Annotated in this window: 23 protein-coding genes and 1 pseudogene; 12 read left to right on the top strand and 12 right to left on the bottom strand. The window is 41.7% G+C overall.

All coding sequences use genetic code 11. From position 1 onward, the window contains the following. Positions 1-81: 81 nt before the first annotated feature. Positions 82-1,734, top strand: a complete 1,653-nt coding sequence (locus tag ACEYJ7_RS10535) for an ABC transporter permease (RefSeq protein WP_373779054.1) — start codon at positions 82-84, stop codon at positions 1,732-1,734. Between the two features lies 1 nt (position 1,735). Next, the gene (locus ACEYJ7_RS10530; protein ID WP_373779053.1) at positions 1,736-2,749 is read left to right on the top strand and encodes an ABC transporter ATP-binding protein; all 1,014 of its coding nucleotides are present in this window, start codon (positions 1,736-1,738) and stop codon (positions 2,747-2,749) included. 33 nt (positions 2,750-2,782) lie between these two features. Here the strand turns inward: ACEYJ7_RS10530 and dusA are convergent, their stop codons facing one another. The 8 genes from dusA to nfuA form a co-directional block, all read right to left on the bottom strand. Next, a complete protein-coding gene (gene dusA, locus ACEYJ7_RS10525; protein ID WP_373779052.1) occupies positions 2,783-3,751 on the bottom strand; it encodes a tRNA dihydrouridine(20/20a) synthase DusA in 969 nt (322 codons plus the stop codon). Positions 3,752-3,890: 139 nt separating this feature from the next. Next, positions 3,891-6,050 carry a TonB-dependent hemoglobin/transferrin/lactoferrin family receptor gene (locus tag ACEYJ7_RS10520; RefSeq protein ID WP_373779051.1) on the bottom strand — a complete coding sequence of 720 codons (2,160 nt, stop codon included), beginning with the start codon at positions 6,048-6,050 and terminating at the stop codon, positions 3,891-3,893. A 17-nt stretch (positions 6,051-6,067) separates the two neighbouring features. Beyond that, a complete protein-coding gene (gene hutZ / locus ACEYJ7_RS10515; protein WP_373779050.1) occupies positions 6,068-6,598 on the bottom strand; it encodes a heme utilization protein HutZ in 531 nt (176 codons plus the stop codon). A gap of 10 nt (positions 6,599-6,608) precedes the next feature. Beyond that, positions 6,609-7,103: a heme utilization cystosolic carrier protein HutX gene (gene hutX / locus ACEYJ7_RS10510; protein WP_373779049.1), complete on the bottom strand. Its 495-nt coding sequence runs from the start codon at positions 7,101-7,103 to the stop codon at positions 6,609-6,611. A gap of 12 nt (positions 7,104-7,115) precedes the next feature. After that, on the bottom strand, positions 7,116-7,919 hold the full coding sequence (locus ACEYJ7_RS10505) for a heme ABC transporter ATP-binding protein (RefSeq protein WP_373779048.1): 804 nt from the start codon (positions 7,917-7,919) through the stop codon (positions 7,116-7,118). Next, a complete protein-coding gene (locus tag ACEYJ7_RS10500; RefSeq protein ID WP_373779047.1) occupies positions 7,916-8,908 on the bottom strand; it encodes a FecCD family ABC transporter permease in 993 nt (330 codons plus the stop codon). The genes ACEYJ7_RS10505 and ACEYJ7_RS10500 overlap by 4 nt, the downstream gene beginning before the upstream one ends. Beyond that, a complete protein-coding gene (locus ACEYJ7_RS10495; RefSeq protein WP_373779075.1) occupies positions 8,908-9,717 on the bottom strand; it encodes a hemin ABC transporter substrate-binding protein in 810 nt (269 codons plus the stop codon). The genes ACEYJ7_RS10500 and ACEYJ7_RS10495 overlap by 1 nt, the downstream gene beginning before the upstream one ends. Positions 9,718-9,935: 218 nt before the next feature. Next, complete coding sequence (nfuA, locus tag ACEYJ7_RS10490) at positions 9,936-10,529, bottom strand: Fe-S biogenesis protein NfuA (protein WP_373779046.1); 594 nt, start codon at positions 10,527-10,529, stop codon at positions 9,936-9,938. Positions 10,530-10,954: 425 nt separating this feature from the next. Between nfuA and ACEYJ7_RS10485 the strand changes: the two genes are divergently transcribed. From ACEYJ7_RS10485 to mnmA, 9 genes are all read left to right on the top strand, one after another. After that, positions 10,955-12,298, top strand: coding sequence for a Na(+)-translocating NADH-quinone reductase subunit A (locus tag ACEYJ7_RS10485; RefSeq protein ID WP_373779045.1), 1,344 nt, complete (start codon positions 10,955-10,957; stop codon positions 12,296-12,298). A 1-nt stretch (position 12,299) separates the two neighbouring features. Continuing rightward, complete coding sequence (locus tag ACEYJ7_RS10480) at positions 12,300-13,526, top strand: NADH:ubiquinone reductase (Na(+)-transporting) subunit B (protein WP_373779044.1); 1,227 nt, start codon at positions 12,300-12,302, stop codon at positions 13,524-13,526. Further along, positions 13,519-14,286, top strand: coding sequence for a Na(+)-translocating NADH-quinone reductase subunit C (locus ACEYJ7_RS10475; RefSeq protein ID WP_373779043.1), 768 nt, complete (start codon positions 13,519-13,521; stop codon positions 14,284-14,286). The genes ACEYJ7_RS10480 and ACEYJ7_RS10475 overlap by 8 nt, the downstream gene beginning before the upstream one ends. Next, positions 14,286-14,912 (top strand): NADH:ubiquinone reductase (Na(+)-transporting) subunit D, encoded by a 627-nt coding sequence (locus ACEYJ7_RS10470; RefSeq protein WP_373779042.1) that lies wholly within the window; start codon positions 14,286-14,288, stop codon positions 14,910-14,912. Before ACEYJ7_RS10475 ends, ACEYJ7_RS10470 begins: the two co-directional genes overlap by 1 nt. A 1-nt stretch (position 14,913) precedes the next feature. Further along, entirely contained in the window at positions 14,914-15,510 is a 597-nt protein-coding gene (gene nqrE, locus ACEYJ7_RS10465; protein ID WP_373779041.1) for an NADH:ubiquinone reductase (Na(+)-transporting) subunit E, read from the top strand. Positions 15,511-15,520: 10 nt separating this feature from the next. After that, positions 15,521-16,747, top strand: coding sequence for an NADH:ubiquinone reductase (Na(+)-transporting) subunit F (nqrF, locus tag ACEYJ7_RS10460; RefSeq protein WP_373779040.1), 1,227 nt, complete (start codon positions 15,521-15,523; stop codon positions 16,745-16,747). Positions 16,748-16,896: 149 nt separating this feature from the next. Continuing rightward, positions 16,897-17,958 (top strand): FAD:protein FMN transferase, encoded by a 1,062-nt coding sequence (locus ACEYJ7_RS10455; protein ID WP_373779039.1) that lies wholly within the window; start codon positions 16,897-16,899, stop codon positions 17,956-17,958. A gap of 15 nt (positions 17,959-17,973) precedes the next feature. Then, the gene (nqrM, locus tag ACEYJ7_RS10450) at positions 17,974-18,222 is read left to right on the top strand and encodes a (Na+)-NQR maturation NqrM (RefSeq protein WP_373779038.1); all 249 of its coding nucleotides are present in this window, start codon (positions 17,974-17,976) and stop codon (positions 18,220-18,222) included. A 67-nt stretch (positions 18,223-18,289) separates the two neighbouring features. Next, a complete protein-coding gene (gene mnmA, locus ACEYJ7_RS10445) occupies positions 18,290-19,441 on the top strand; it encodes a tRNA 2-thiouridine(34) synthase MnmA (protein WP_373779037.1) in 1,152 nt (383 codons plus the stop codon). 54 nt (positions 19,442-19,495) lie between these two features. Here mnmA and pyrE read toward each other — a convergent pair whose 3' ends face one another. Both pyrE and ACEYJ7_RS10435 read right to left on the bottom strand, forming a co-directional pair. After that, on the bottom strand, positions 19,496-20,137 hold the full coding sequence (pyrE, locus tag ACEYJ7_RS10440) for an orotate phosphoribosyltransferase (RefSeq protein ID WP_373779036.1): 642 nt from the start codon (positions 20,135-20,137) through the stop codon (positions 19,496-19,498). Between the two features lie 12 nt (positions 20,138-20,149). Next, on the bottom strand, positions 20,150-20,989 hold the full coding sequence (locus ACEYJ7_RS10435; protein WP_373779035.1) for a 23S rRNA (adenine(2030)-N(6))-methyltransferase RlmJ: 840 nt from the start codon (positions 20,987-20,989) through the stop codon (positions 20,150-20,152). Positions 20,990-21,046: 57 nt separating this feature from the next. On the opposite strand from ACEYJ7_RS10435, the gene ampD reads away from it, so the two are divergent. Beyond that, the gene (gene ampD / locus ACEYJ7_RS10430; RefSeq protein WP_373779034.1) at positions 21,047-21,598 is read left to right on the top strand and encodes a 1,6-anhydro-N-acetylmuramyl-L-alanine amidase AmpD; all 552 of its coding nucleotides are present in this window, start codon (positions 21,047-21,049) and stop codon (positions 21,596-21,598) included. Between the two features lie 65 nt (positions 21,599-21,663). On the opposite strand, the gene ACEYJ7_RS10425 is transcribed toward ampD, so the two are convergent. Together ACEYJ7_RS10425 and ACEYJ7_RS10420 are read right to left on the bottom strand one after the other, a co-directional pair. Beyond that, on the bottom strand, positions 21,664-22,650 hold the full coding sequence (locus ACEYJ7_RS10425) for an amidohydrolase family protein (protein ID WP_373779033.1): 987 nt from the start codon (positions 22,648-22,650) through the stop codon (positions 21,664-21,666). Positions 22,651-22,884: 234 nt separating this feature from the next. After that, positions 22,885-23,101: pseudogene (locus ACEYJ7_RS10420) on the bottom strand (tRNA cyclic N6-threonylcarbamoyladenosine(37) synthase TcdA); the annotation flags it as partial.

Here is a 23,101-nt window from a genome sequence, read left to right as displayed (position 1 = left end):
AATCGATAACTGATTTTAACCCATAAAAACGGCGCGAGCATTTGCTCGTGCCTTGTTTTATTTGTGTTTTAGCATAACTCTATGAAAAACCAATACCTTTCTTGGAAATTATCAGCACTGCTCACAACTGTGCTTATCTTATTACCGCTGTTAGCAATTAGCTATCATGCTTTTGGTGGTGATAGAGATAATCTCATCCATTTGTGGAATAGCATGCTTGGCATCTATCTTATTAATTCCGGTTTGTTGGTATTGGGAACCGTTGCTCTTTCTCTCGTTTTCGCACTTCCGTCTGCTTGGATTGTTGCAAATTATCAATTTTTCGGACAACGCACGTTGCAATGGTTACTCTGTTTACCATTAGCGATGCCGGCTTATTTGATTGCTTATCTTTATACGGATTTGCTCGACTATTCCGGTGCTTTTCAAGAGCTGTTACGTTCTATTTTCGGTTGGCAAACACCCGGTGATTATTGGTTTCCACAGATCCGAACATTATACGGCGCCTGCTTTGTACTCGCTTTGGTTCTCTACCCTTATCTATTTTTGCTTACCCGCGTAGCATTGCTAGAACAATCGGAAAACTTGTTACACAGTGCAAAAATGCTTGGTTCATCACCTTCGCACATCTTTCGCCGCATTACTGTCCCTCTAATTCGCCCTGCCATTGCGGTGGGGATGGCATTAGTTGCAATGGAAACCTTAGGTGATTTTGGTACCGTGTCTTATTTTGCCGTACCAACTTTAACTACCGCAATTTATGATTCTTGGCTCGGTTTCCATGATTTAGGAACAGCAAGTCAAATTTCGATTTTTATGTTGTTGATGATCTTTTTATTTTTAAGCTTAGAACAACATAGCCGCCGCAAACAAAAAAGCTATCAGCGAGGCTATGAGAAAAAAATCGCATTTAAAAAACTTACCGGTTGGAAATTATGGGCAGCACAAATTTGGTGCTGGGGGCTACTCTCTTTAGCATTTTTGATCCCTGTCGGACGCTTGATTTATTGGTCTTTCCACTATTTTGAGCAGTCTTGGAATCTTGATTTCATACAATTTGCATTTAACAGTCTGAAAGTATCAATCATCGCCGCTATCGTTACTGTTAGCTTAGCATTATTGCTACATTTCTCTGCGCGACTCTCACAAAATAGTCAATTTTGGCAAAAATCAACCCGCTTGTCGCTGCAACTCTCTTCACTCGGCTACGCGATCCCGGGAACAGTTCTGGCTATCGGCTTACTTTCACCGCTCACCTTTGCCGATCATAAATTACATGCGATGTTGAAATCGTTGGATCTGTCACCGGTCGGTTTGATCTTTTCCGGTTCGCTTTTTGCATTAGTTCTTGCTTATACGATCCGTTTTTTAGCTATGGCAATCGGTAGTTTAGAAACCTCGTTAGGACGCGTATCACCTTCATTAGAGATGGCAAGCCAAACAATGGGAACAAATGGTATCCGTATGTTTAAACGTATCCATATTCCACTGATTTACAAGGGAATGATCACTGCGGGATTAATGGTGTTTATTGAAAGTATGAAAGAGCTCAATGCATCATTACTTTTACGTCCGTTTAACTTTGATACCCTAGCGACCCATGTATTTACTTTTACTTCCGATGAGCAGCTTGAACGGGCGGCACTGCCTGCAATTGTGTTAGTATTGGTCGGCTTAATTCCGGTTATTTGGCTTACTCGCTCGCTCATATCTCAATCCGAAAAAGAACGTTAATATGAAACTACTTGATATTCAAAATCTTAGCACACAATTTGGGCAAAATATTGTATTAAAGTCACTTAATTTGGACGTTGCTGAAAACGAGATTGTCTGCTTACTTGGGGCAAGTGGCTGCGGTAAAACCACATTGCTTAAGGCAATTGCTGGTTTACAGCCGATTTCTCAAGGGAGAATTCGTTTAGCAGGTAAAAATCTCAGCGATAAGCCTGTCGAACAGCGTAAAATAGGATTGATTTTCCAAGATTATGCGCTCTTCCCGCATTTGACCGTTGCTGAAAATATTCAGTATGGTTTGAATAAATTAGCGAAGTCAGAACAACAAGCTGTGACAGAAAAAATGCTCACGATTGTAAAGTTGCAAGGATTTGAACAACGTTTTCCCCACGAACTTTCCGGCGGACAGCAGCAACGTATTGCTATCGCCCGCGCTTTAGCGAATAAACCCGAATTATTATTGTTAGACGAACCGTTCTCCAACATTGACAGCCAAACACGCTATGCGATGATCCAAGAAATTAAACAGATTTTAAAAACCCAAAAAGTCCCTGCGATTTTCGTCACTCACAGCAAAGAAGAAGCCTTTGCCTTTGCCGATAAAATTGCGGTAATGGATCAGGGCAAGATCGTACAATTCGGCACGCCGACGGAACTTTATCATTCGCCGGTCAATGCCTTTGTCGCGGATTTTCTAGGTGGAACAAACTATCTGTCGTGTAAAGTATTAGAAAATCACTTTTTAGAAAGCCCGATTGGGACTTATCAATTCCCTGAAATAGCATATCCGCTCGGCGATTATCACTGGTTACTCCGCCCTGAACAGATCACCTTAAAGGCAGATGAAAACGGGCAAGGCATAGTCATTGAAAAGCTTTTCTTAGGGCAATTCTACCGCTACCAAATTGCAATAAACGGCAGCAAAGTGACCGCTTACCAAATGGCAGATTTGCCGTTACAGGCTAAAGTTTCGGTGAGTTTCCAGATAAGAGAATTGGTGTTATTTAACCGATAAGATAAAGGCGGGCAATATGCCCGCCTCTCACATTCACGATTCAACAAAACTTAACGCTTGTTTCACCACCTCAATTCCCGCCCCTTGTTTGCACGCATTTTCACTTAAATGACGACGCCACTGCCTTGCCCCTTTACAATTCTGAAACGCCCCGAGCATATGGCGAACGATGTGATTTAAGTAAACGCCTTGCGAAAGCTGTTGCTCAATATAAGGCAACATTTTTTCGACCGCTTGTTTCGGCGTAACCATCTCTGCCGTAGGGTCAAATAGCTCACGATCAATATAACCGAGTAGGGACGGATTTTGATAGGCTTCACGCCCAACCATTACGCCATCAACAAATTGCAGATGATATTTGACTTCGTCAATGGTCTTAATACCGCCGTTGATGCTGATGTTCAGATGCGGAAAATCTCGCTTAAGCTGATATACTCGCTCATAATCAAGCGGTGGGATTTCCCTATTTTCTTTTGGGCTTAGCCCAGACAGCCACGCTTTGCGGGCGTGAACAATAAAATCATCGCAATAAGGCTGAATTTGCTCAATAAAATTACAGAGAAATTCGTAGCTATCAAGCTCATCAATGCCGATACGATGTTTTACCGTCACAGGAATGTTCACTTCGTTTTTCATCGCTTCCACACAACGAGCCACCAATTCCGCTTTCCCCATTAAACAAGCCCCGAACATCCCATTTTGCACACGGTCAGACGGACAGCCGACATTCAAATTAATCTCCGCATAGCCACGTTCTTCAACCTGTTTGGCACATTTCGCCAACTGCTCAGGATCGCTTCCGCCTAACTGCAAAGCAACAGGGTTTTCCGTCGGATCGTAAGCCAACAGATCATATTTTGCGTGCAAAATCGCAAGGGCGGTGATCATCTCGCTATACAGCAAGCTATGTTGGGTAAATTGACGGTGAAAATAGCGACAGTGACGAGTTGTCCAGTCGAGCATTGGAGCGACGGAAAAGCGCCCACGGTAATATGATTGCATTTAAAATATCCAAGAACTGATAAAACGGCGACTATTCTAAACGTTTATGAAAAAAAGTGTAACTTAAGCAACATACAAGCGGTCAGATTCGGCAAAAAATTTGCAAAAATCTCATCGAATCCGACCGCTTGTCATTGTATTAGAACTCGTAACGGAGTCCTACATTAAAGTTACGCCCCGGGGCTGTATAAGTATCTGCATTGATTGCAGAGAGACTTGAGCTGCTTGGACCCACTGCCACAGAAGAAGATTGAACGGCAAAGTAAGAAATATCTGCCCAGTTCCAATATTTTTTGTCAAATAGATTATTTACATTGGCGGTTAGCGTTAAGTGTTTAATCGGCTTCCAATAAACGCCTAGATCCACCAAATTAACCGTACTGGTTGGGTTGTAAATCGTGCCATTGATGTCATTATCAGATTTCGCTTTTATATGGATGAGCTGAACATTGGCGCCAAAGCGTTCGCCTTCATATCCCAAACCCGCTTTTAATTTCAGCGGTTGAATGGTATTAATCGGTGCTTTTTCGCCATTATGTTCTGATTTCCCTTTGGAATAAGCAATACCACCTGAAAGATAGAAATGCTCAATAAAGTTCCAACGGGCATTTGCAGTCACACCATAAATTTTAGCTTTATCAAGATTTTGATATTGAATCAATGGGTTATGAGTTGCAGTTGCACGCGTTTCCCAATCAATAAAGTGTTTATATTTATTATAGTAACCTGCAATATCATACTGAACCTTATCGTTCGTACCTTTAAAACCAAAGCTGAAGTTATCGCCCGTTTCTGCTTTTAATTTTGGATTTCCAACAACGGCATATTGACGAATAATTCTCCCTCCCACAGCCACAGTATTTCCAAATGATGAGGTTAATTGTTGTGCTGACGGTGTTTTTACCCCTTTAGAATATTGGAAATAAGGTTCAAAAATCGGTGCAATTTTCCAATTTGCGCTAAATTTGGGCAGGAAAATAGTCTCTTTTTGGCTTTCAACGGCAGCATATTGCTCAGCAGCTTGATTATAGTCTGATTTGGATGGTTTTGAACGATAATGTAACACCCCCAAATGTGGTGTAATCACCACATTGCCGAGAGCAATTTCATCTTCTATATAAAGATGGGTTTTGCTCTGTCTAGTGGTTGCCGCAGCGTCAAACGTCAACCCTGTTGAGCAGCTATTACAATACATATCTGAGCTAAATTTTGCTTGATGATGAGCAATACCATAACGCAATACCTGTGGAATGGCGGATTCAATCAAACTGGTTAAATTGGTGATAATGCCGTAGGTTTGTTGTTTTACTTCGCCTGATTCTGTGCGATTAGAGCGAGCAGATAAACGTTGGCGATAATTTTCAGTTTGCGCATTTTGGAAATAAATTTGGGTATTTGCGCCGTTTAACCAACCTTTCTCATTTTGATATTCATGCCCGAAAGAAACCCGAGTACGACGGTTTTCATCTTCGGTAAAGCCTGATGTTTGTGTACCAGTGGCACTGTCAATTCGTACTCCATTACTTGAAAGGAGATCAGTATTTTTAATTTTTTGTTGATGCTCAACAGTAAGTTTCACTTTATGCTCATCATTAATTTGATAGGCATTTTTCACTAAAATATAGCCATTTTTATAATCGGCAGGATCTGCTTTAGTACGAGTTGCCCCTTCTCCACCGACAGACGCATGATTTTCTGTTTCATTCCCAAAACGAAGTGTCGTTAGAGCAAGCCCTTCATAGCGATCATTTTTTGCCGCACCTGCTAAAGAACCATACATGGAGTTATCGACGCTGTTGTAGCCTGCTGCCACAAAGCCGCCTACATTGTCTGATTGAATTAAATCTGTCGGTTCAAGAGTAGAAAAATCCACTGCACCAGACAGTGAGCGGTAAGATCCGCCATATTGAACCTGTGCATAACGTAATGATGTTGGCTCTACACTGTTTGCGCCGCCAAAATCTAAGCCTAGAGAAGTGAGCAGTTTATTTTCTTGGGTTTCAGGTAAGGGAATGCCATCAATACTGCTAGCAACACGGTTGCCCTGTAAACCACGAATGTTAATGCTGTCATTGCCTGAACGAGTGCGCTGTAAGTCATTGACTTGGACATCAAGTTGATTAGCCAGTAAGTCTTTTACATCTTTTGGTTGCTGTTGCTCAATCTGCTTTTTATTGATGGTTGCACGCTCTTGCGTACCAACAACTTCTACCGCTTCTAAGGTAGTAGCTTGATTTGCAAAGGCGTAGGCAGAGCAAATGGTGGTAACAAAAATAGCAAGTTGTGTTTTTTTACTCATAAGATCTCCTTGATAAATTATGCTTGAATATGTGGCGTATGACCTTTGTCTAAATGGGTGAAACTGACTAGATCGTCTGTGTTAACCTGGAATGCTTGTCCGAAGCCTTTCACAAACAGGCCTTTTTCTGGTTTAAAACTGAACAGTTTGAAGTCTGCGAGTTGCGATAAATTGGAGATGGTTTTTCCGTGGCGATTTTTGAGGGCGTAAATGGCGTTTTCCCATTCGTCTGTGTTGCGTTCTACCAAGCGGGCTGTTGCATCAAAGGTTAATCGACGGCGTGCAAAAATTTCACGGCTTTGTCTCTCATCTTCAATCAGCATGAGCGACACTTTTGGCACTTCGAGTAAATTGCGTGCATGGCGAGCCACGATTGAAATCAACACTTGATATTCACCATTATTGATCACAAAAGGCGCATAGCTCACATTGGGATTGCCTTGTGCATCAACGGTTGAGAGCAAAATAGTTTTCATCTGCTGTTTAAATTCTTGAATTTCAGGACCTAAACGATTTTGTAGGACTTCTTGGCGATTGGTTGCTGACATAGTGACTCCATTAATGAAATGCGTTGAATTTTTCGACTTGTTCTGGGAACAATTGACGCTGATCATCTCGTCCGAGATAAACTTTGAAAATCGTTTGTCCGTTATGGGCAATAAAGGCGATGTTGTAGCTCTCTTTGCTATGGAATGGCTGGCTGATAAAGGCGATATGGGCGATATTGTCGAGTTTTAAATGCCCGTGTAATGCGCCTTCTTGATCTTTCATATTGAGGTTGTAATAACCGTGTCCGATAATACCGCTTGGGAATCGGTCTTTGATCTCAAAAATACAGCCTTCTTTCTCGATTATGGTGGTAAATCTCCCCCATTGGCTGATTTCTGTCAGAATTTCTTCTGCTCGAGTAGCAGGGAAAAGTTTGACAAATTCATCCGGAAGTGCCATCAGAATAGTGCCTTCAGGCTGTTGTAGCCGGCTGGCGATTTCAAGGGTCATCTCATTCGGATTTTGTTTTATATTGTCAGCCACTAGCTGTTTTAATGTGTTCATTATTTCTCCTATTTAGTAACAAAATTGAAATTGTGGTGTTTGGGTTGCATAGTGGGGCAAGGTTTTAATTTCCGCCTTATACCACCGCTGAATCTGTGTTTCGGTCAGCACAGCATAGGGGCTGCCTTGTGCTTGAATCTGCTTTTCTGCCAACAGCAGAATGTGATCGCCATAAAGGGACGCAAGGTTGAGATCGTGCAAAATACAAAACACGGTTAGCCCTTTTTCATCGCAAAGCTGTTTCATCAAGCGTAAACAGTGTTGCTGATGATAGAGATCAAAAGCAGATGTCGGCTCATCCAGAAAAAGGAGTTTGCCTTGCATATCCGCAGACCAAAGTTGCAATAAGGCTCTCGCCAGTTGCGTGCGTTGTTGTTCTCCCCCTGACAGTTGGCGGTAAGCTTTTTGGCGTAACGATTGGCAATCGGTGATCGTAATAACGGTTTCAAGCCACTGTTCAATCTCTTGTTTACGCCGGTGATAGCCCCCCATACGAATGACATCTTCCACAGAAAAAGGGAAGTTGAGTTGGCTATGTTGTCGCATGACCGCTCGCTGATGTGCCAATTCTGTAGCAGAGTAATGCTGAATCGGCTTTTGATGAAACTCGCATTGTCCTTGCTCTGCAGTTAAGTAACCTGACAAAATGCGTAATAAAGTGGATTTCCCTGCGCCGTTCGGACCGATTAAGACGCTGAGCTTGCTTTGTGGAATCACAAAATTGAGATCGTGCAAAATCGTCTGTTGTTGCAAGCGGTAGCTCAAGTTCTTAACGTGTAACAAGCGGTCAGATTCAGCCAATTTTTTGCAAATCATCGATTCTCTTCCTTGTAACGAATCACTAACCATAGGAAATAAGGTGCACCGATTAAACTGGTCAGCATGCCTACAGGCAATTCGGCAGGGGCGATAATGGTTCTGGCGATAGTGTCGGCAATCAGTAATAAAATGGCGCCGCATAACGCAGACACTGGCAGAACCCAACGGTGATCCGCCCCCAATTTAAAGCGGACAAGATGTGGAATGACTAAACCGATAAAACCAATCGCACCGCTGACTGCCACGGCAGCACCCACCAATAACGCACCAAGTAGAATCAGTTGTTTTTTTAAACGAATCACATTAACGCCCAAATAATGAGCCTCTTCATCGCCGAGCTGTAGCAAATTCAGCTGTTTTGCCAGTAGTAGTGAGTAACAAGCGGTCGGCAAAATGACTAATGTGGCGACAAGGACAGGTTTCCACTGTGCTCGCCCAAGGCTTCCCATGGTCCAAAGGCTGAACTGGCGTAGTTGCTGATCATTGCTTATATAAGTCAAAACACCAACGGCAGCAAAACATAGGGCATTAACGGCAATCCCAGCCAGTAATAATTTATTCACTGAAGCCTGTGAGCGATAGCTCAAGGCGTAAATCAAACTTGAGACGATTACACTACCGATAAATGCAGCAACCATCGTGCTGTAAAGAACAAATTCTTTGGGTAACAAACTCGGGATTAAGATAGATAACCCCACGGCAAGTGCCGCACCGCTGTTTACACCGATTAGTGCAGGATCTGCCATCGGATTATGAAATAGCCCTTGGAATAAAGTCCCAGATAAAGCCAGTGCCAAACCGACGATCACCGCCAATAAAATTCTCGGTAAACGGATATTGAGCCAAATTTGCCACTGACTTTCATGAATTTGACTTTGCCAAAGATCTTGCCAAGTAAGCGACAATGCGCCGATATTGGACGTAATCAACACTGTAAGGCAGAGTAAAATCAGCGTACCAATCAACCAAACAGGGCGGTTTACCATTATTTTTTCACCTGTTCAGCCGCTTGGCGAAGTGCGAATAAGGCTTTTGGCGTAGTTAGCCCAAAGGACATAAAGGCTATATCGTCCACAACCACAAGCTGCTTATTTTTACCTGCATTGGTGTGGGCAATACCGGGAAGCTCCCAAACTTTGTCCGTAGAACCTAATCCTTTCACGCCTAAATGCGTCATCACAATCAAATCAGGATTGGCGGAAATAACCCCTTCTTGCGAGATCGGCACAAAGCGAACATGGCTACCCATCGCATTTTTTGCCCCGATTAATTTAATCGCTTCATCAGCAACGGTATCTTTACCTGCCACGGTTTGATTGGCGCCTGTACGGTTTAGCACGAACAGAATACGCACATCGAGCGGTGAATTCGGAATGGCATGAAGTTCATTGGTAAATTTCTGCGCTAAAGTAACCGCTTGTGTTGGTTTACCAAGGCTCTCACCGACTTTTTGAATTTTCTCCAACACGCTTTCGGCGTTGTATTTGAAAGGAATGGTATCCACTTTGATACCTGCGGATTTCAACTGCTCAAGTATGATCGACGGTTGCGCCACTTCACTGACAATCACTTTTGTTGGTTTTAACGCCAAAATTCCTTCCGCATTGAGTTGACGCATATAACCCACATCAGGCAACGTATTAACTTCTTTTGGGATCATGCTTGTGCTATCTCTACCAACCAAATATTGTTGTGCGTCTAAGGCATAAATAATTTCAGTCACATCGCCACCAATGCTCACAATACGATCTTGTGCATTAGCTTGAACCTGAAATAAAGTGAGAACGGAATAAATTGAAAGTAGTTTTTTGTGAATTTCATCTGAATCTCCTTTTTATTTTTTTGTTATTGATAATAATTCGCAATAAAACCTTATTCAAGATTTTTATGTTAAAAATTGTTAAAAAAATGAAAAAAGAAAATGTTGTGGAGAAAATAGGCATGAAAAAGCGGTCAGAGCCGACATAAAATTGCAAAATTTTTGCCGAATCTGACCGCTTGTAGAAAGAAAAATTAGTAGTAAGAGTGTTCGCCGTGCTGATGTTCGGTCACATCTTTTACGCCGACTAATTCGTCAGGGAATTGCGCAAGAAGTTGTTTTTCGATCCCTTCTTTTAAGGTGACATCCACCATTGAACAGCCGTTACAGCCACCACCGAATTGTAGGATTGCATATTTATCATCCGTCACTTCAATTAACGTGACACGTCCACCATGGCTTGCCAGTTGGGGATTGACTTGAGTTTGAATCACATAGTCCAAACGCTCAATAAACGGCGCATCGTCTGCAACTTTTTTCATTTTGGCATTCGGTGCTTTCATTGTTAACTGAGATCCCATCGGATCTGTCACGTAGTCGATTTCCGCTTCGTCTAAAAAAGGTAAACTTGTCTCATCAATAAAGGCTGAAAAACTCGTAAATTTTAATTCCGTATCGCTGCTTTCTACAGCATTCGGCGGACAATAGGACACACCGCACTCGGCGTTTGGCGTCCCCGGGTTGACGACAAAAATACGAATATTCGTCCCTTCTTCTTGTTGATCGAGTAAACGGCGGAAGTGGCTTTGTGCCGTATCTGAAATTGTAATGTTCATTGTTGAATCCATTTTTTATTTGAGAAAGATTATCAGCTATTCTAGCTTTATCGTGAATGTTTGACTAGCATCAATTTTTGTTATGCTTTTTGCAAAATTGTAAACGAAACTGACCGCTTGCAAATAACAAATGTTATATTTTTGAGCATACTATTGTTGAAATCGGCTAATAAATATTGACTTAGTTCAAATTTTCAAGGGCTAAATGTTAAAAAAATGTAGTTAAACTAGAAATGAATCGCCTTTTTCAGGTACAATAATGTGTTTATTTTATCTATGAAAAAACAAGATAAAAATCAGGTTTGAGAACTTAATGTGATCATCAAAATCAAGTGGGGGAATCAACGTTTGGTTTTGACTAATGATTGCGGCTCAATAGAAGCGATTGTGGTTTTCCACAATCATATTTTTAACCCAACAAAAGTAGTGCAAACAATATGATTACAATTAAACAAGGCTTGGATCTTCCTATTGCAGGAAAACCTGAGCAAGTAATCCATAACGGCAATGCCGTTACTGAAGTTGCTGTGCTTGGCGAAGAATATGTGGGTATGCGTCCTTCAATGAAAGTTCGTGAAGGCGATGTAGTAAAGAAAGGTCAGGTACTTTTTGAAGATAAAAAGAACCCTGGTGTAGTATTTACGGCTCCTGCAAGCGGTACTATTACTGCGATTAACCGTGGTGAAAAACGTGTTCTTCAGTCAGTCGTCATTAAAGTTGAGGGTGATGAGCAAATTACCTTTAGTCGCTATGCGACTGCAGACCTTGCGTCTTTAACAAGCGAGCAAGTGAAACAAAATTTAACTGAATCAGGTTTATGGAGTGCGTTCCGTACCCGTCCTTTCAGTAAAGTACCTGCACTAGATGCAGTTCCGTCATCGATTTTCGTCAACGCAATGGATACCAATCCGTTAGCCGCTGATCCGGCAATCGTGCTTAAAGAACATTGGCAAGATTTTATCGATGGTTTAACCGTATTAAGCCGTTTATTCCAAGATAAAAAATTGCATTTATGTAAAGCCGGCGATTCGAATATTCCGACCGTTGATTTAGCGAATTTAGCGGTACACGATTTTGGTGGTGTTCACCCTGCCGGGTTAAGTGGTACACATATTCACTTTATTGATCCGGTAAGTATCACTAAATCCGTATGGTATCTAAATTATCAAGATGTGATTGCGATCGGTAAATTATTTACCAGCGGTGAACTCTATACGGATCGCATCATCTCTTTAGCCGGTCCTCAGGTCAAAAATCCGCGTTTGATTCGTACCCGCTTAGGAGCTAACCTGTCTCAATTAACTGCCGGAGAACTCAATAACGGAGATAATCGTGTGATTTCCGGTTCTGTCTTGAGCGGTGCAACCGCTGTCGGTGCTCACGATTATTTAGGTCGTTACGCATTACAGGTTTCTGTGATTGCTGAAGGTCGTGAAAAAGAATTATTCGGCTGGATTATGCCGGGTGCGAATAAATATTCGATTACACGTACCGTGTTAGGTCACTTTAGTAAAAAATTATTTAACTTTACTTCCGCACTACACGGCGGAGAACGTGCTATGGTGCCGATTGGTGCTTATGAGCGCGTTATGCCGTTAGATATTCTTCCGACACTGTTATTACGCGATTTATGCGCAGGTGATACGGACTCTGCTCAAGCACTGGGTTGCTTAGAGTTGGATGAAGAGGATTTAGCGTTATGTACCTATGTGTGTCCGGGTAAAAATGAGTACGGTCCACTATTGCGTGCAGCGTTAGATAAGATCGAGAAGGAAGGTTAAAATGGGTTTGAAAAATCTTTTTGAAAAAATGGAACCCGCTTTCCATAAAGGTGGAAAGTATGAAAAATGGTATGCCCTTTTCGAAGCGGTTTATACTGTCTTATATACTCAGGGTACCGTAACACGCAAGGATGCTCACGTTCGTGATGCTATTGACTCAAAACGGATGATGATCCTCGTGTGGTTAGCATTATTCCCGGCGATGTTCTATGGTATGTATAACGTTGGTGCACAAGCTATTTTGGCAACCAATCATTTAGGTACGCTACAAGAGTCTATTGCCAATAACTGGCATTATGCACTTACGGATAGCTTAGGTTCATTAACCGATGCCGGTTGGGGAACCAAAATGTTATTGGGTGCAACTTACTTCCTTCCGATTTATCTCACTATTTTCTTAGTGGGCGGTTTTTGGGAAGTATTATTTGCCATGGTGCGTAAACACGAAATCAATGAGGGTTTCTTTGTTACGTCTATCCTTTTAGCATTAATTGTTCCACCGACACTACCGCTCTGGCAAGCGGCATTAGCTGCGACCTTTGGTGTTGTTGTTGCAAAAGAAATCTTCGGTGGTGTAGGTAAAAACTTTATCAACCCTGCGTTAGCCGGTCGTGCATTTCTGTTCTTTGCTTATCCGGCACAAATTTCCGGTGATTTAGTTTGGACCGCAGCAGACGGCTATTCCGGTGCAACTGCATTGGCACAATGGGCCGTAGGTGGTCAAGGTGCGTTAAAACATACGGTTACAGGTGAAACTATTACTTGGATGGATGCATTCATTGGTAATATTCCGGGATCTATCGGTGAAGTTTCAACAGTAGCATTGATGATTGGCGCGGCAATTATTGTCTTTGCACGCATTGCCTCTTGGCGAATTATCGCCGGTGTCATGATTGGTATGGCATCTATGTCTACCGTCTTTAACCTTATCGGTTCGGACACTAACCCATTATTTTCAATGCCGTGGCATTGGCACTTGGTATTAGGCGGTTTCGCAATCGGTATGTTCTTTATGGCGACAGATCCTGTATCTGCAGCGTTTACCAATAAAGGTAAATGGTGGTACGGTATTTTAATCGGGGTAATGTGCGTATTGATTCGTGTAGTAAACCCTGCCTACCCGGAAGGTATGATGTTAGCGATCTTATTTGCTAACTTGTTTGCTCCAATCTTTGACTACTTTGTGGTTCAAGCTAATATCAAACGTAGGAAGGCACGCAATGGCTAAGTTTAATAAAGATAGCATTGGCGGAACAATCACCGTCGTTGTGTTGTTAAGTTTAGTTTGTTCTCTGATTGTTGCAGGGGCAGCGGTACTTTTAAAACCAACACAAGAAATTCAAAAAGCATTAGATAAACAAAAAAATATCTTGCAAGTCGCAGGTTTAATGCAAGAGAAGACAAATATTCAGGAAGTGTATAACAAGTACATTGAATCCCGTATTGTCGATCTTGCTACAGGTGATTATGTTGAAGGTATGAAAAATTTTGATGCCAAATTAGCACTTAAAGATCCGTCTCAAACAATACACATTGCACAAAATGATGACAAAGCAGGCATTAAAATTCGTGCGAAATATGCTGAAGTTTATCTTGTAAAAGATGACAGCGGTAAAATCACTCAGGTGGTATTACCAATGTATTCAACAGGGCTTTGGTCTGTAATTTATGCTTTCGTATCTGTACAACCGGACGGCAATACCATCAACGGCTTAACTTACTATGATCAAGCTGAAACCGCAGGTTTAGGTGGTGAAATTGCAAATCCACGTTGGCAAGCGTACTTTGTTGGCAAAAAATTATTTGATGCAAATAATCAAGTAGCCATTACCGTAGGTAAAGGTGCTTCAGCAAACAAAGAACACGGAGTTGATGGACTTTCAGGTGCAACGATTACATCAAATGCCGTAGATGGTTCATTCAAATACTGGTTCGGTCAACAAGGCTTTGGTCCATATTTAGCAAAACTAAAAGCGGGGGCTAACTAATGGCTGATAAAAATAATCTTAAACATTTACTGCTTTCACCAGTAATTAGTAATAACCCAATTGCGTTACAGATCTTAGGTATCTGTTCTGCCCTTGCGGTAACAACGAAGTTAGAAACAGCAGTAGTAATGGGTATTGCGGTAAGTTTAGTAACCGGCTTTTCAAGCATGTTTATCGCAATGATCCGTAACTATATTCCAAACAGTGTACGTATTATCGTTCAAATGGTAATCATCGCATCATTGGTAATTTTAGTTGACTTAATATTGCGCGCTTATGCCTACGATCTTTCTAAACAACTTTCGGTATTCGTTGGTTTGATTATTACTAACTGTATCGTAATGGGTCGTGCAGAAGCTTTTGCAATGAAATCGGGAGCGGTAGAAAGTTTAGTTGACGGTATCGGTAACGGTTTAGGCTATGCGGCAATTCTTGTGATTGTTGCCTTTGTCCGTGAATTAATCGGTTCAGGTAAACTTTTCGGTATGACTGTATTCCAAACTGTCCAAGACGGTGGTTGGTATCAAGCAAACGGCTTATTCTTACTTGCACCAAGTGCGTTCTTCCTTATCGGTTTCCTGATTTGGGGTTTAAGAACGTGGAAACCAGAACAAGCGGAGAAATAAGATGGAACATTATCTTAGCTTATTTATAAAAGCCGTGTTTATCCAAAATATGGCACTTTCGTTCTTCCTTGGAATGTGTACCTTCCTTGCTGTATCTAAGAAAATTTCAACCGCTTTCGGCTTAGGGGTTGCAGTTACTGTCGTATTAGCAATTTCTGTACCGGCAAACCAAGTGGTTTACGAATATGTTCTTAAAGACGGGGCATTAGTTGAAGGCGTAGATTTAAGTTTCCTTAACTTTATTACCTTTATCGGTATTATCGCAGGTATCGTTCAAATTCTTGAAATGACCTTAGATAAATATTTCCCTGCGCTTTATAACGCTTTAGGGATCTTCCTACCGTTAATCGCCGTAAACTGTGCGATCTTCGGGGCGGTATCTTTCATGGTTCAACGTGAATATAACTTCGGTGAATCTGTGGTTTACGGTATTGGCGCAGGTGTGGGCTGGATGTTAGCCATTGTTGCCCTTGCCGGTATTACAGAAAAAATGAAATATTCTGACGTACCAAAAGGCTTAAAAGGTTTAGGTATCACCTTTATCTCCGCAGGCTTAATGGCACTTGGCTTTATGTCATTCTCAGGTATTCAATTATAAGGAGCATAAGATGGATAATTTTATTTTCGGTATTATCGCTTTTACTGCTCTTGTATTAATCCTTGCGGTGATAATCCTTGTTGCAAAGTCAAAGCTTGTTGACTCTGGCGATATCACGATTTCAATTAATGACGATCCTGAAAAAGCGCTCACACTGCCTGCAGGAGGTAAATTACTCGGTGCTTTAGCTAGCCAAGGGATTTTCGTTTCCTCTGCTTGCGGTGGCGGCGGTTCTTGCGGTCAATGTGTAGTCAAAGTCAAAAGCGGTGGCGGTGACATTCTTCCAACCGAGCTTTCTCACATTACCAAACGTGAAGCGAAAGAAGGCTATCGCCTTGCTTGCCAAGTGAATGTAAAAAGTTCTATGGATGTGGAATTACCGGAAGAAATCTTTGGGGTGAAAAAATGGGAATGTACTGTTATTTCTAACGATAACAAAGCAACCTTTATCAAAGAGCTTAGATTGGCAATTCCTGAAGGAGAGGAAGTGCCGTTCCGTGCCGGCGGTTATATCCAGATTGAAGCGGAACCGCATACCGTCAACTACAAAGACTTCGATATTCCGAAAGAATATCATGAAGATTGGGATAAATACGACTTATGGCGTTATGTTTCCAAAGTGGATGAACCTATTGTGCGTGCGTATTCAATGGCCTCATATCCGGAAGAAAAAGGCATTATTATGCTGAACGTACGTATTGCAACGCCTCCGCCAAATAACCCTAATGTTCCGCCGGGTCAAATGTCTTCTTATATCTGGTCACTCAAGCCGGGCGACAAAGTGACGATTTCAGGTCCATTCGGTGAATTCTTTGCGAAAGAAACCGATGCGGAAATGGTCTTTGTTGGTGGTGGTGCCGGTATGGCGCCGATGCGTTCGCATATTTTCGACCAGTTAAAACGTTTGAAATCTAAACGTAAAATGACCTTCTGGTATGGCGCACGTTCTCGCCGTGAGATGTTCTACGTAGAAGATTTTGATGGCTTGCAAGCTGAAAACGACAACTTTAAATGGTACGTCGCACTTTCGGATCCGCAGCCGGGCGATAACTGGGACGGCTATACCGGCTTTATTCACAATGTGCTTTATGAAAACTACTTAAAAGATCACGAAGCACCGGAAGACTGTGAATACTATATGTGTGGTCCGCCAATCATGAATGCATCGGTAATTAAGATGCTGAAAGATTTAGGCGTAGAAGACGAAAACATCCTATTGGATGATTTCGGCGGTTGATCAACCTAAAACAAGCGGTCAGATTTGCAAACTTTTTTGCAAATCTGACCGCTTGCATCATTAATTGTTAATGGACAATGGATAGAAAATATCTCTCATTGTCCATTCTCCATTAACAGTTATTCAAATTATATTTAAAGAGGATTTTCGTGAAATTCAAAGCTGCATTAACTTGGTTACTTTCAGCAAGCCTTGCGTTACTGCTCACCGCTTGTGACAATGAAAAAACACAAATTGCTCTAGAAGGTAAAACGATGGGCACAACCTATCACGTCAAATATATAGATGACGGGATTAAAAATTTGCCTACACCTGAAGAAATGCAAGCTCATTTAGAGCTGTTATTGAAAATAGTCAACGATGAGATGTCGACTTACCAAAAAAACTCCCAAATCTCTGGTTTTAATGAATTACGCAGCACTTCCGACTACAGCGTATCCAATGATTTTGCCAAAGTACTTGAAGAAGCAATTCGCCTGAATAAAGTGACGGAAGGTGCGCTAGATGTAACGATCGGCCCAATCGTTAATCTATGGGGATTCGGTCCGGATAAACGCTTAAATAAAGTCCCGGCGAAAGAACAAATTGCTGAGCGGGCAAAATCTGTCGGAATTGAAAAAATCGAAGTCTCTTTTGAAGATAACGATCGTAAAAACGGTAAAGGTATTATTCGTAAAACCGACCCTGATCTTTACCTCGATTTATCTTCTATTGCCAAAGGATTTGGCGTAGATAAATTAGCAGAGCACCTTGAAAGTTTTGGCATTAAGAACTATCTGGTGGAAATCGGCGGAGAACTACGCGGCAAAGGGAATAACCTACAAGATCAGGCTTGGCGTATTGCGATTGAAAAACCTGAATACGAACAAGGTAAATCCACTCAGATTACCGTCCCGTTACACAATCTGGGTATGGCAACGTCCGGTAACTACCGTAACTATTTTGAAGATGAGCAAGGCAATCGCCTTTCTCATATCATTGATCCAAAAACGTTACGTCCGATTGACCATAATTTAGCGTCAATTACCGTTTTCGCTAACACAGCGATGACTGCCGACGGCTTATCTACCGGTTTATTCGTACTTGGTACAGATAAAGCATTAGAAATTGCAGAACGTGAAAAATTAGCAATATTTTTGATTATAAAAAACGGGAAAACATTCGATACCAAAATGTCGAGTGAATTTAAAAAACTTATTGAACAGAAATAACGACTCGGAGTGACAATGGAAACTATTTTATTTACTTTCGGTTTTTTCTTAATCATCATTTTTCTCATGGCTACCGGCTTTATCTTTAAAGGTAAAGCATTAAAGGGAAGCTGCGGAGGAATTACCGCACTTGGTATGAAGAAAATGTGTGATTGTGAAGAACCTTGTGATAACCTTAAAGCCAAAATTGAAGACGGCACGGCTGATCCTAAAGAGGTTGCCCGTTTTGAGAAAAAAGAAACACAATTTTATGAAGTAAAATAAGTTCTTTTTAGGATAAAACTTCATAGGGTGGGCATTTGCTCACCCTATTCACATTTAAGAGATAATAATGAAATCAATTACTTATGATAAATATTTTCCAAAATTTTCACCTGAAAAACTTGCTGAAAATGCAGCCAAGAAAGTGATTTGCGGAATGTCCGGCGGAGTGGACTCCTCGGTCTCCGCTTTTATCCTTCAACAACAAGGCTATCAAGTTGAAGGATTGTTCATGAAAAACTGGGAAGAAGATGACGATACCGATTACTGCACGGCAGCAGCCGATCTTGCCGATGCCCAAGCGGTATGCGATAAATTAGGGATTAAACTGCATAAAATCAATTTTGCCGCAGAATATTGGGATAATGTATTCGAACATTTCTTAGCGGAATACAAAGCGGGCAGAACGCCAAACCCCGATATATTGTGTAACAAAGAGATTAAGTTTAAAGCCTTTTTGGAATATGCCGCCGAAGATCTCGGTGCAGATTTTATCGCCACCGGGCATTATGTCCGCCGCCCTGCACTTGATCAGCAACCTAAATTACTACGCGGATTAGATGCAAACAAAGATCAAAGTTATTTCCTGTACACATTAAGCGAGCAACAAATCGGGCAAAGCCTGTTTCCTGTCGGTGATATAGAAAAACCGATTGTACGGGCAATCGCCGAAGATTTAGGTTTAGCTACTGCCAAGAAAAAAGATTCCACAGGAATCTGCTTTATCGGCGAACGTAAATTTAAAGATTTTCTCGCGCGCTATCTACCTGCTCAACCGGGAGAGATCAAAACCGAGGAAGGTGAAGTGATTGGAAAACACCAAGGCTTAATGTATCACACATTAGGGCAACGTAAAGGGTTAGGTATCGGCGGAGTGAAAGGAGCCAGTGAAAATGCTTGGTATGTGGTGGAAAAAGATCTGGTGAACAATGTATTAGTTGTTGCACAAGGTCAGGACAATTCGGCTCTTCTTTCAAACGGCTTAATTGCAAGCCAGCTTCATTGGGTAGATCGCCAACCGATTCGCCAACCATTGCGCTGTACGGTGAAAACCCGTTATCGCCAAGCGGATATTGATTGCCGTATTGAGCCGATTGATGATGAAACTATTCGCGTCATCTTCGACGAGCCGCAAATTGCGGTAACCCCCGGACAATCTGCCGTATTCTATCAAGGTGAAGTCTGCTTAGGTGGCGGAATTATTGAATCGCAATTGAAATAATCGACACTAAACGCCCGCATACAAGCGGGTCGTTTTAGCATTTATTTTGCAAATTTAAACACCGTATTGCTCACGATATGCTTTCATTTTTGGCAAATAAGGCGCATATTGTGTTGAGTATTCAATAAACTGCAATAGGTCATCAAAATCCACAATCGAAAAGACCTGACAACCATAATCACGTTCTACTTCTTGAATCGCCGAAAGCTCACCCTTGCCTTTCTCTTTACGATTTAGAGCAATCATCACTCCTGCCAGCGTTGCATTATTCGCGTTGATAATTTCCATCGATTCACGAATCGCCGTACCGGCGGTAATCACATCATCGACTAACAAAATTTTACCCTTCAACGGACTACCGATAAGATTCCCACCTTCACCATGATCTTTCGTTTCTTTGCGGTTAAAACAGCAAGGTTTATCGACATCAAATTGATTTGCAAGCGCTACCGCAACCGTCGTCGCAATCGGAATCCCTTTGTAAGCAGGTCCGAAAAGTACATCATACTCAATTTGGCTTGCTTGAATCGCTTTAGCGTAATATTCGCCTAATTTGGCTAAATCTTTCCCGGTGTTAAACAAGCCGGCATTAAAGAAATAAGGGCTTTGTCGGCCTGATTTTAGGGTAAATTCGCCGAATTTAAGCACATTTCGACTTAACGCAAACTCGATAAAGTCGTGTTTGTATTGTTGCATTTTATCTTCCTCTTATTCAGGTGTAATCCACTCCACCGTCCAACTCCCCGTTCCTTCAGGCACAAGTACGTCGGTTAAATACGGCAGAATATTCTTCATCTGGCTTTCTAATTGCCACGGCGGATTAATCACAATCATACCGCTTGCAGTCATCCCGCGTTGATCTGAATCAGGGCGAACAGCTAATTCAATTTGCAAAATCTTACGAATGCCGGTTTCCTGCAATCCTTTCACAATCCGTTTGGTATGTTGACGTAACACGACGGGATACCAAATCGCATAAACACCGGTTGCAAAACGTTTATAGCCTTCGATAATCACTTTTACCACTAATTCATAGTCTTCTTTCAGCTCATAAGGCGGATCAATCAACACTAAACCGCGTTTTTCTTTCGGTGGTAATGCCGATTTTAATTGTTGAAAGCCGTTTTCACGTTTGGTCACGACATTCGGTTTTTTAGCAAATTCCTGACGCAGTAATGGAAAATCATTCGGGTGCAATTCCGTTAATAAGGCGCGATCTTGTTCACGTAACTGTTGCACCGCCAACAACGGAGAGCCGGCATAATAACGTAACTTACCTTTATTCATTTTCTTTAATTCATTGATATATAACGCAACTTCTTCAGGTAAATCCGTACGAGACCAAAGACGGGCAATACCTTCAATATATTCTCCGGTTTTTTCCGCTTCGGCACTCAGTAAACTATAGCGCCCAACTCCGGCGTGGGTATCTAAATAAAAAAAACCTTTATCTTTTTGTTTGAGGGATTGGAGGATTAAGGTTAATACGATGTGTTTTAGCACGTCGGCATGATTGCCGGCGTGAAAACTATGACGATAGCTAAGCATTTTAATTCTCTTTCTAGTAAAATCGGCATATTTTAACGTATTTGGCTTTTTTAAACTATGCAGAACGCTTTAAAGATTGAAAATGGCTGGCTTACCGAACAAAAACAGGTAATTTCACCACATTTTAGCCCTCGCCCTGATAAAGAAGATATTTCATTACTGGTGATTCATTACATCAGCCTTCCTCCAGACGAGTTCGGCGGTGATTTTATTGATCGTTTTTTTGAAGGTACGCTCGATTCAACACTTCACCCCTATTTTGAAGAGATCAAAGCATTACGGGTTTCCGCACACTGTCTCATCAATCGACAAGGGCAAATTACTCAATATGTGAATTTCAACGATATGGCATGGCATGCGGGCGTTTCTTGCTTTGCCGGGCGAGAGAAATGCAATGAATTTTCGATTGGCATTGAGCTTGAAGGCAGCAACAATCAGACTTTTACCGAAGCCCAATATCGCACCTTAGCGACACTGACCCAAGCGCTCATGCTGACTTATCCGCAAATCACCTCGGAAAGAATCGTCGGTCATAATCACATATCTCCGGGTAGAAAAATCGATCCCGGTCAGTATTTCAACTGGAACTATTTTCGTTCTCTGCTTTAATGACAAGCGGTGAGATTCCGCGAAAAATTTGCAAAAAATCCGCCGAATCTCACCGCTTGTAAAGACTACAATAAGCCTAATACTTTGCGTCCGTTAATACTGGCGATATTTGCCATTTCATCAAGATTAGTAAAGCGGCACCCCGCCGAAAGCAAGCTCAGTTCTTGCCACATATCTCCTTCGCATAATGGCACCATATAATCACAAATATTATCCGTACCGATAGCTACGGTAATACCTTCCGGGATCATTTCATCAGCCGGCGTTAAGGCATTGTGAAACGGTAATACTTCATCTTTACGCGGGCTGTCAATCCACGCCATCGGGCATGCAATCACCATCATTTGGCAATCGCGCATTTTTTTATAAAGCATTTGACGATATTCACGCGGATGCGCACCGATAGAAATTCCATGAATTGCCACCACTCTGCCCTGCATACCGTGTTCAACGGCTTTATCGCAAAGCTGCTCTGTCTCTTTTTCTTTTTGAGTATTAAATTGATCAACGTGAACGTGCAACATTTTGCCCTGAGATTTTGCGGTGTTCATCAAAATATCCATCGCTTCCAAACCTTTACCGTAATCCAATTCATCGCGATACGGTAAGCCGCCAATCATATCCACCATTTCCGAGCCGATATCAAACCAACGGCGGGCATTCGGTTCAATCACACCTTTTAAAGTTTGATTGGCAAATTTCAAAATAATGTCATTTTTATACACTTCACGCGCTTTATGCGCAGCAATAATCGCACGGTCTTCACACACTTGGTCGATATCAACGAAAGTCCCGAATGCCGTTACTCCTTGTGAAATCATTAATTCTATCGCTTGGCTAAAACGGCGATAATAATCTTCAACCGTCGAATTGCGTTTGACTTCATCCACTAAATCCCATTTCTGTTGAAGATTCGCCTCTTGGTAGATCTTAATCTTCTCCGGCGTCATCGTAAAAGCACGGTCGGCATGGGCGTGAGAATTCACCCAACCCCCTTTTTTGATCACTTCATCACGAATATGGCTTTTTAATGTACGAATTAACTGACTCATTGATTATTTATCCTCTTTTTCTCAAATTTTGGGCAAAAAAAAAGATCTCTTGTTTTAGAGATCCTGATTTAATAAAAAAACAACTAAACCTCGTGATTTTACAAGGTTTAGCTGAGAAAAATGTTTAGACTTTGTGAAACTTGTTTGATACTGCATATCTAGTTCCTTATTGGCACTAGGAGTGTAGTATATTTTTTTCAGCCATAAAATGCAAACGATTGCGCAGCTCAAAGACTAAATATTGCGTAATAATTTATCAATAACACGACTCACCGCAAAAAAGCCAAAGGTTGCCGTCACCATTGTTGCTGCCCCAAAACCATTGGCACAGTTCATCGTAGCAGACACTTCACAACCTTCGCTCATTTTCGGAAAAATTAACGGCTGAGTTGAAAACACACAATCAATTCCAAATTTACGCTTCGGGTTTTGGCTGAAATTATACTCTTTG

Source organism: Glaesserella sp. (genome assembly GCF_041814905.1).
Lineage (GTDB): Bacteria > Pseudomonadota > Gammaproteobacteria > Enterobacterales > Pasteurellaceae > Glaesserella.
This window is presented reverse-complemented; position numbering and strand designations above follow the sequence as displayed.